Origin of the sequence: Staphylococcus sp. HMSC14C01 (genome assembly GCF_001808085.1) — a bacterium.
Taxonomy (GTDB): Bacteria; Bacillota; Bacilli; order Staphylococcales; family Staphylococcaceae; genus Staphylococcus; species Staphylococcus hominis.
In genome coordinates this window covers 1-8,471 of sequence record NZ_KV792034.1, presented here as the reverse complement: position 1 = coordinate 8,471, position 8,471 = coordinate 1, and the positions used below count along the sequence as shown (strand labels likewise).

Sequence of the window (8,471 nt, the reverse complement as noted above, 5' to 3'; positions counted from 1 at the left end):
TTATAACACTGGTTAGTAGAGGAATGCAAAACTATCAGAATTTCATCTGTAATAAAGTATTTAATTTGATATATTTAATATAATATTAAGGCAACGGAGTGATAATATTGAATATCATAAAAAGACAATGGAATAGTAAAGTACAAGCCATGCCAAGGATACCGAGAAGTCAAAATAATAATGGATATGTAGAATCTTTAATCAAGATCCTCAAAGCAATAGAAGAAGGTAAAGAAAATAATCATATTTTAGAATTTGAAGGTAGTAAAAGCTCCAATACATTAAATCATTACTGTATTAAACTTAGACCAATTGGAATAGTTGAATTAAAAAATAGTAAATGGTATATAAGTGAAGAAATATCTGGGTGGAATAGTGAAAACATTAGAGACATACTTCCTGAAATTTTAAATGCCAAAGTTAAATATATATCTGAAATGCTAAATTTTATAAAAAAACCCAAAAAAATAAATGTCATTTTAGAAAATGCCAAAGAAAAATATAATATGACGTGGAAAGATAATAATCAAGTCTATGATAGACTACACTGGTTTATGGATTTAGGTATGGTTGAACATATTGGATATGAAAAAAAATACGTACTTACAAATCATGGTGAAAAATTTCTGAAAGATCATCCCCCAATTGAAAATTCAGAAGTACTGCGATTTAAGTATGATCAAACCGAAACTGAAACCGAAATTTATATACCTGAGTTTTTAAATGATACGTACACATATAAATGGTCTAGTGATATAAATAGAAAAAGTAATATAGGATATGTTCCTGGTGGATTAGAAAATGCAGCAAATACCATACGAGACACTTTAGATTTAGCTCGTAATTATACTGATTTTAATAGTATTTATGATTATCTAAGTTCAACATATAATATAAGTGAAAATTCTAATGGACAGTATATAACATTTTTAATTCGTTTAAATATATTAGAGAGAATAGGAGAAAAGACTTATAAAACATCTGAATTAGGTTTGGAATTAATAAAATCTGAAAATATAGATTTTAATATAGTATTTATATTACATAGATACTATAACTATATTTTTGAAATATTGTATTTAATTAAAGATAAGAATATGACAGTAAGAGAAATAGCAACAGTAGGTAAAACTAAATTTAATATGCCTAATGAGTCGGTTGAACAAATAAGAAAAAGAATTAATTATTTGAAAAATGCTTCTTTAATCATTGAGGATATGGGTAAAACCTTCAAGTTAACCCAAAGAGGTCATCTTTTATGCGACAAATTACATCAATACTACGATAATATGATTGAAGAAACAACAAAAATCATTAATGATAAAGACGAAAATGCTAAAAAAAATGATATATATAATTTATTATATGACTTACGAACAAGTTCAATCGATTCTAGTAATCCAACTAATTTTGAAAAAGTATTGCAAAAATATTTTGAAGAGCTTGGCTTTTTTAGTGAATTAATAGCTAAATCGGGTACTACTGATATTTTATTAACAGCACCTACAGCACCTAAATTTACATATAAGGTTAATATCGACGCAAAAACCAATAGAGAGGGAAAAATAACAGAAAGTTTAATTGACTTCGAAACATTAAAAGAACATAAAGAAAAGCATAAAGCTCAATACGTAGTGGTAGTAGGTAAATCATTTGTAGGATCAAGACTTATTAAAAGAGCTGAAAGTAATGGTATAGCTTTAATTGATGTTGATGTCTTGGAAACTTTATTAAAGAACCATCAAAAGTATCCATTACAAGCTATAGAATATTTACCAATCTTCCAACAAAAAGGAATAGTTAACTTAGATGTATTAAATAAACAGTATAATATTATGAATAGACAAAAAGATTTATTTAAATTAATAATTAAAATTTTAATTGATAATAGTAATGACGATTATTCAGGAGGTATTATTTCTTCTGAGGTTATATACTTTATGATAAAACAAGAAACTCACAATTTAGATATCTCGATAACAATGAAAGAAGTAAAGGATATGTTATCTTTGCTTTCAAATTCTCTTATCGATTGTGTAGGTAAAACTAAGGAAGGCTATTATGCTAAAGGATCATTAAAAGATGCAGCTTTAAAATTTAGATTTTATTATGATGTATCTGTAAACTATTAAAATCTTGGTTCTGTTGCATCATGCAGATATTATTACAAATAAAAGCACTCTACTATATCAAATAGTAGGGTGCTTTATATTAAATGCTATTTATTTAAAGTTCTATACTATTCCTATCGATAAACACATTTATTATTTGAATAATAATCCCTATAATAACTATAGCAAAAAAACAATAAATTAATATGTTAGTTGAAGCTCCTTGTGCAAGTAATAAACCACCTAATGCAGCGCCAATCGCACTTCCTAAATAATTTAGAGAGCTATTTAAGGCCACAGATGTGCTGCCATGTTCAGAATGATTTTTTAATAATATATGTTGCTGTGGTGCTTGAGTAGCCCATCCCATTGCTCCCCATAGTATGAACGGTATAAGTCCTAAAATAGGAATTTTAATAAGTGTAGGAATTAACCCTATACTAATCCCTAAAGTGACTAAAATGATAAGCATCAAAATTTGGGTGTTTTTAAACTTATCAATGACTAAACCGACTCCAAAACTTCCTAATAATCCTCCAATTCCCCAAGTAGTTAAGAAAAGTGTAATGTAGTGTGGTGAAATACCTTCACTTATAACTTGAGAAAGATAGGTGTATAAACCTAAGCTTGCAATTGCTGCACATACAGTTACAGAGACCACTCTTAATACATGTAGATCTATAAAAAGTGAGAATCTTTCTTTCAAGCTAGGTGCTGAAGGCATTTTAAAATCAGGAAGTAAAAAATATATACTTATAAAGGCAACTATACTTAAAATTACAATTATACCTATAGCAAACCTCCAATTAATTAAATTAGCTAATTGTAAGCCTATGGGAACCCCAACAACCGTACCTATACTCATGCCTCCAACTATAAAAGCTAATGCTTTTCCTTTATTTTTTTGACTTACTAAATGTCCACCCGAACTAACTGCCATAGGAGAGAATAATCCTGCACCTAGTCCAGCTATACATCTGGATAAGATATATATTGAATAGTTTAGAGATAGCATAGTAATCAAATTAGCTAATCCAAAAGTTAATAAAGCCAGTAAAAGAATTTTTTTCACAGAATACTTAGCTAGTATAGTTGAAAAAACAGGGGCTGATAAAGCAAAAAATAATGTAAAAACAGTAACGCCCTGCCCTATTTCAGCACTACTTTTATTAAAACTTTTTCCTATATCAGGTAATAGTCCAGCTACAATATAAGTATCCATCCCTAAGGCAAACATACCTAATGTTAAAATCCAAATTTTCTTCATAATTTAATCATTCCTAACAAATATATTTATGTATTTTAGCGTAGTATTATATTGTAATTAATGGAATAATGAATACATTAAGAGTGGTATTAAAGAAAAGTTAATAGAGGGAGTAATATATGAATATTGAATACATAGAGGATTTCATAAAAGTTGCTGAATATCAGAGTCTTAACCATGCTTCTAAGCTACTTAATATCAGTACCCCAGCACTTAGTAAGAGAATTAAGCGTGTTGAAGAATACTTTGAAGTTGACTTGTTTTATAGAACCTCTCGAGGCATATTTTTAACTGAGTATGGTGAGTTAGTTTTGAGTAAAGTTAAGATTATAAAAAGCGATATAGACGAATTAAAAGCAGAAACTTCAAAAAATGGAGATGCAACAGTTAGAGTTGGTCTATTACCAAGCTTTTCATTGTATAAATGGACTGAGCAAAAAGAAGCATTGATACATCAAAGGCTCTCCATAAAAATTGAAAGTAACACTCAAATTTTACTTGATCACTTACATAATGGAGATATAGATGTAGTTATTGGAGACATAACTGCTACAGAAAATAATCAACTTTATAGTAAAGTTTTATATCGTGAAAAATATATGGTGGTCTTTCCAAAAACTAGTGATTTAAGACTATCCGATAGTATATTTGCTAGTAATTTAATAAATGAAAAGATACTTCTTCTTAATCCACCATGTGATACTTTATCTTTTATACAAAAACATCTCTCTAAAACTAAGATGAATCTTGAACATAAAAATGATTTAGAGTCCATACTGGCTAGTGTTAATGCTGAACAAGGAATAACAATAATTCCTCAATCATTAATAATACGAGTTGAAAATATGAATCTTTTAATCAGAGAATTGGAAAATCATTCAAGGGAAGTTGGACTCATAGCATATAATAAAGAAATATTGCAAAAAGTATGGAGTATTTTAAGTTAATACATAGTGTGATAAGAGTCTACCCTAATTGAACAATTAGGAGCCCTTGTAAAATACAGTTTCTAAATGTATGATTAGGGTGTATGAGAAAGGGTGTTGAAAATGATAGTTGGTTATGCACGAGTATCAACCATTGATCAGAATTTAGATAGACAGATTGAAAATTTAGAAGCATTTGGTGCTGAAAAAATATTCACAGAAAAACAATCAGGTAAATCGATTGAAGATAGACCTATTTTTATAGAAACATTGAACTTTGTAAGAATGGGAGATCGTTTAATCGTTGAATCGATTGACCGTCTAGGAAGAAATTATGACGAGATTATTCAAACGGTGAACTATTTAAAAGAAAAAGAAGTTCAATTAATGATTACAAGCTTGCCTATGATGAATGAAGCAATTGGTAACCCATTATTAGATAAGTTCATGAAAGATTTAATCATTCAAATTTTAGCAATGATTTCAGAACAAGAAAGAAATGAAAGTAAGCGTAGGCAAGCACAGGGAATTAAGGTAGCGAAAGAAAAAGGTATCTATAAAGGCAGACCTGTCCTTTACTCACCAAACGCGAAAGACCCACAGAAACGTTTAGTTTATCAACGTGTTGTAGAAATGTTAGATCAAGGAATTTCTATTAGTAAAATTGCTAAAGAAGTAGATATTACAAGACAGACCGTATATCGAATTAAAAATGAAAGAACAAAATAATTAATAAAATGAGTAAAAAGTGATTGTATAACACATTAGGAAATGATAATATGTTATACAATAACCTGCTTCTTTTAATTTAAAATTCTAAACTTTATTAAACTGTAAAAATGATAATTTCAAACTTCTTCATATTTTTCCCTTTAATAAGATATGAAGACGAAACATCTCTTCCAAAAGATAAGTAAAAAAGTGAGCGTTATTATCTATATAGACAATAACGCTCACTTTTAGTTTCATTGTTATTTTTCCAATCCATCAGTTAAAACATCTAAATTATACTCTAAATATTTAAGATAAGTATCAGCTACGCCACCTTCTTTACTAATTTCATCAGAGTAAATTGGTTTCTTGTAAATTGATACGCCACTTTCTTTAGATACGGTTTCCATTGGACGCTTATCTACGTTTGATTCTACAAATAAGTGAGATGGCTCATTTTTATCAATAAATTTTACTAAATCTTTGATTTGTTCTGGAGATCCATTCTCGTCCGTGTCTATCGCCCAAATATAACCTTCTTTTAGGTCATAACGGTCTGTTAAATATTGGAAAGCTTGTTCACTCGCTACAAAAACACGATCTTTCTTAGGAATATCGCCTAATTGTTTTTCATAATCATCTTCGATGTTATGTAATTTTTTTAAATATGCTTTTTCATTTTCTTTATAATAATCTTTGTTTTTTGGATTTCTTTCAGATAAAGATTTCGTGATATTTTTAATCATTTTTTCTCCTACTTTCGGATCAATAAATGCATGAGGGTTCACTTCTTTTTTGCCATCTTCATCTTTAATGTATTTAGGTTTAACACCTTCTGATGTTTTTATCGCATTTTCTTTTGAAAAATCAGAAGACTCTAAAGCTTTAAATAACCAACCTTTACTGCCACCTTCTAAATTCAATCCATTATAGAAAACCAAATCGGCACTCGAGATATGTTTAATGTCATCTGGTTTAGGATCGTAGTCATGCGGGTCAGTGCCTGTAGGCACTAAATTTTTAACTTCAACGTGCTCTCCGCCAATTTCTTTAACCATATCATCAATCATAGAAAAACTTGTGACCACTTTGATTTTATCTTTATCTACTGATTCTAATTCTTTATCTGAATCACCGTCTTTATCTCCATTACTACAAGCTGCTAAAACAACAGAAAGTGTAATGGTGAATAAAAATAATATCACTTTTTTCATTATAAAAATCCTCCTAAGTTAATGTTTAATCATTCTCCACAATAGCCCATTTCTAGGTGCTAAGAAGAATGTGATAATAAATATAGCTGTAATAACTAATACAATAACCACACCTGAAGGTAAGTTAAATGTAAAACTAAAGAACAACCCAATAATAGATGAAATAGCACCTATCAACGCTGATAAAAGAATCATGGTTGATAGTCTTTTAGTCAGTAAATAAGCTGTCGAAGCTGGCGTAATCAATAAAGAAACAACTAAAATAACACCGACGGTTTGTAATGAGGCAACAGTTACTAACGTTAATAACACCATGATTGTGTAATGGATGAATTTTGTTGGTAAACCTGAAGCTGCAGCCATGGTTGGATCAAACGTTGATAGTAAAAATTCTTTATAAAAGATCACTACAATAATTAAGACAATCGCAGCGACAATAAATGTTAATGTTCGATCCTGTTCTTTAACTGTCAGTACATTACCAAATAAAATTTCCGTTAAATCTATGGACGATTGCGCTTTCGTAACAAGTAAAACCCCTAAAGCTAGAAAGGCAGAAAAAACAATACCTATAGATGAATCGCTTTTGATTTTACTGTTTTGGTTAACGAAACCGATTCCTAAAGCTGCCATAATCCCAAAGACTACCGCACCGTAGAAAAAATTAATGCCCATCATATAAGAAATAGCTACACCCGGTAGAACTGCATGTGAGATAGCATCTCCCATTAGCGCCAAACTTCTTAATACGATGAAACAACCAATAACGCCACAGATGATTCCGATGACAACAGAAGTTACAAGTGCTCTTTGAAGAAAACTAAACTGAAATAACTCATGTATAAATTGACTAATCATTTTTATCCCCACTTTCAGAAGGGATCAAAATATTTGTGCCAAAGGCTTGTGCTAAGTTATCTCCCGTAAACACATTTTCAACAGAACCAAAATCGATTAAATGTTTATTTAAAAGAATAAGGCTATCGAAATATTTACTGACTTTGGATAAGTCATGATGAACAATTAAAATTGTTTTTCCAGATTCAGCTAGTTCTTTTAATAAATCAACAATGATATTTTCACTTGTAATATCGATGCCAACAAAAGGTTCATCAAGTAATATCAAATCTGTTTTCTGAACTAACGTTCTAGCAATTAACACTCGTTGAAATTGTCCTCCTGATAGCTCCCCTATTTGTCGATCTTTATATTCCGACATATCCACTTTGTTAAGGGCTTCTGTTGCCATTGCTTTTTCTTTTTTCCCAGGTAACTGCCACGGTTTTAACCGAGGGTATATACCTAAAATGACACAATCTAAAACTTTCATAGGAAACGTTGTATCGATATTACTTTTTTGTTCGACGTATGAAAGATTTTTAAGTTGCTTATGTATAGGCTTACTTTTAAAAAATGTTTGTCCTTTGTGTGGTATTAAATTAATCATTGCTTTAATCAAAGTTGATTTACCTGCCCCATTTGGGCCAATAATCCCAACAATTTGTCCTTCTATCATTTGTAAAGAAACATCTTGTAAAGCTCGGGTTTGATTATCATAAACCACTGACAAGTTTTGTACATCTAACACGCTATTCCCTTCTTTCTTCACTTGCGTAAATAATATATTTAGGTTATCCTAAATATATTATTTAGGTTATCCTAAATATATTATTTAGTCAAACGAAAATTTGAAGTTTGGCTAGCTATTTCTGCTTTAAAAATCAAAATTGTAGGTGGGATCATGATTACTGATGCGCAAAAGAAATATTTGAAAATTATCTTCCAATTAGGTGGAGACATTGAGCTAGTGTCTAATAAAATGTTATCTAAAAAGTTAGGAGCAGCGCCCCCTTCAATTAGCCAAATGTTAGATCGATTAACCGAAGCAGGTTTTGTCAAAAGTGAACATTATCGTGGTGTTATGTTAACTAAGAAAGGATTAACTTATACGATAGAAATGACTAACAATCATGAGATTATTAAAGCGTTTTTCATAAAAGTATTAAATATCAACTCTTCTGAAGTCAACCAAGAGGTTGATTTAATCGAAAATCACGTATCAGATAAATTTGTTCAACGTTTATCTGAATACTTAAGAACAAAACAATTTTAAAAAGGATGATTAACTATGAAGCTTTTTAATAAAAAGTACAGTACAAAGCAACAATTATTCTCTCCCAGCCCTCAAAATAAGAATACGAATCATAAATAAATGAGGCTGGGACATAATTTCTAACAAATT

8 protein-coding genes are annotated in these 8,471 nt (G+C 29.8%); 4 read left to right on the top strand and 4 right to left on the bottom strand.

Annotated features, from left to right (window positions below; all coding sequences use genetic code 11):
• Positions 1 to 107 precede the first annotated feature (107 nt).
• Positions 108 to 2,132, top strand: a complete 2,025-nt coding sequence (locus HMPREF3131_RS05805) for a restriction endonuclease (RefSeq protein WP_070436526.1) — start codon at positions 108 to 110, stop codon at positions 2,130 to 2,132.
• A 94-nt stretch (positions 2,133 to 2,226) separates the two neighbouring features.
• Here the strand turns inward: HMPREF3131_RS05805 and HMPREF3131_RS05800 are convergent, their stop codons facing one another.
• Positions 2,227 to 3,378, bottom strand: coding sequence for an MFS transporter (locus tag HMPREF3131_RS05800; RefSeq protein WP_070436525.1), 1,152 nt, complete (start codon positions 3,376 to 3,378; stop codon positions 2,227 to 2,229).
• Between the two features lie 119 nt (positions 3,379 to 3,497).
• Here HMPREF3131_RS05800 and HMPREF3131_RS05795 point away from each other — a divergent pair, with 119 nt between their 5' ends.
• Both HMPREF3131_RS05795 and HMPREF3131_RS05790 read left to right on the top strand, forming a co-directional pair.
• Positions 3,498 to 4,325: a LysR family transcriptional regulator gene (locus HMPREF3131_RS05795; RefSeq protein WP_070436524.1), complete on the top strand. Its 828-nt coding sequence runs from the start codon at positions 3,498 to 3,500 to the stop codon at positions 4,323 to 4,325.
• 102 nt (positions 4,326 to 4,427) lie between these two features.
• Entirely contained in the window at positions 4,428 to 5,033 is a 606-nt protein-coding gene (locus tag HMPREF3131_RS05790) for a recombinase family protein (RefSeq protein ID WP_002497488.1), read from the top strand.
• Positions 5,034 to 5,275: 242 nt separating this feature from the next.
• On the opposite strand, the gene HMPREF3131_RS05785 is transcribed toward HMPREF3131_RS05790, so the two are convergent.
• From HMPREF3131_RS05785 to HMPREF3131_RS05775, 3 genes are read right to left on the bottom strand one after another with little or no spacing between them, the layout of a single operon-like run.
• Positions 5,276 to 6,229, bottom strand: coding sequence for a metal ABC transporter substrate-binding protein (locus HMPREF3131_RS05785; RefSeq protein WP_002497487.1), 954 nt, complete (start codon positions 6,227 to 6,229; stop codon positions 5,276 to 5,278).
• Between the two features lie 18 nt (positions 6,230 to 6,247).
• Entirely contained in the window at positions 6,248 to 7,087 is an 840-nt protein-coding gene (locus tag HMPREF3131_RS05780) for a metal ABC transporter permease (RefSeq protein ID WP_002497486.1), read from the bottom strand.
• Positions 7,080 to 7,817, bottom strand: a complete 738-nt coding sequence (locus HMPREF3131_RS05775; protein ID WP_002497485.1) for a metal ABC transporter ATP-binding protein — start codon at positions 7,815 to 7,817, stop codon at positions 7,080 to 7,082. Before HMPREF3131_RS05775 ends, HMPREF3131_RS05780 begins: the two co-directional genes overlap by 8 nt.
• Before the next feature lie 153 nt (positions 7,818 to 7,970).
• Between HMPREF3131_RS05775 and HMPREF3131_RS05770 the strand changes: the two genes are divergently transcribed.
• On the top strand, positions 7,971 to 8,342 hold the full coding sequence (locus HMPREF3131_RS05770; protein ID WP_002497484.1) for a metal-dependent transcriptional regulator: 372 nt from the start codon (positions 7,971 to 7,973) through the stop codon (positions 8,340 to 8,342).
• Positions 8,343 to 8,471 lie beyond the last annotated feature (129 nt).

Coding starts and splice junctions, on each gene's coding strand:
- HMPREF3131_RS05770 (WP_002497484.1), top strand. CDS start 7,971: ATGATTACTGATGCGCAAAAGAAATATTTGAAAATTATCTTCCAATTA.
- HMPREF3131_RS05795 (WP_070436524.1), top strand. CDS start 3,498: ATGAATATTGAATACATAGAGGATTTCATAAAAGTTGCTGAATATCAG.
- HMPREF3131_RS05785 (WP_002497487.1), bottom strand. CDS start 6,229: ATGAAAAAAGTGATATTATTTTTATTCACCATTACACTTTCTGTTGTT.
- HMPREF3131_RS05800 (WP_070436525.1), bottom strand. CDS start 3,378: ATGAAGAAAATTTGGATTTTAACATTAGGTATGTTTGCCTTAGGGATG.
- HMPREF3131_RS05780 (WP_002497486.1), bottom strand. CDS start 7,087: ATGATTAGTCAATTTATACATGAGTTATTTCAGTTTAGTTTTCTTCAA.
- HMPREF3131_RS05790 (WP_002497488.1), top strand. CDS start 4,428: ATGATAGTTGGTTATGCACGAGTATCAACCATTGATCAGAATTTAGAT.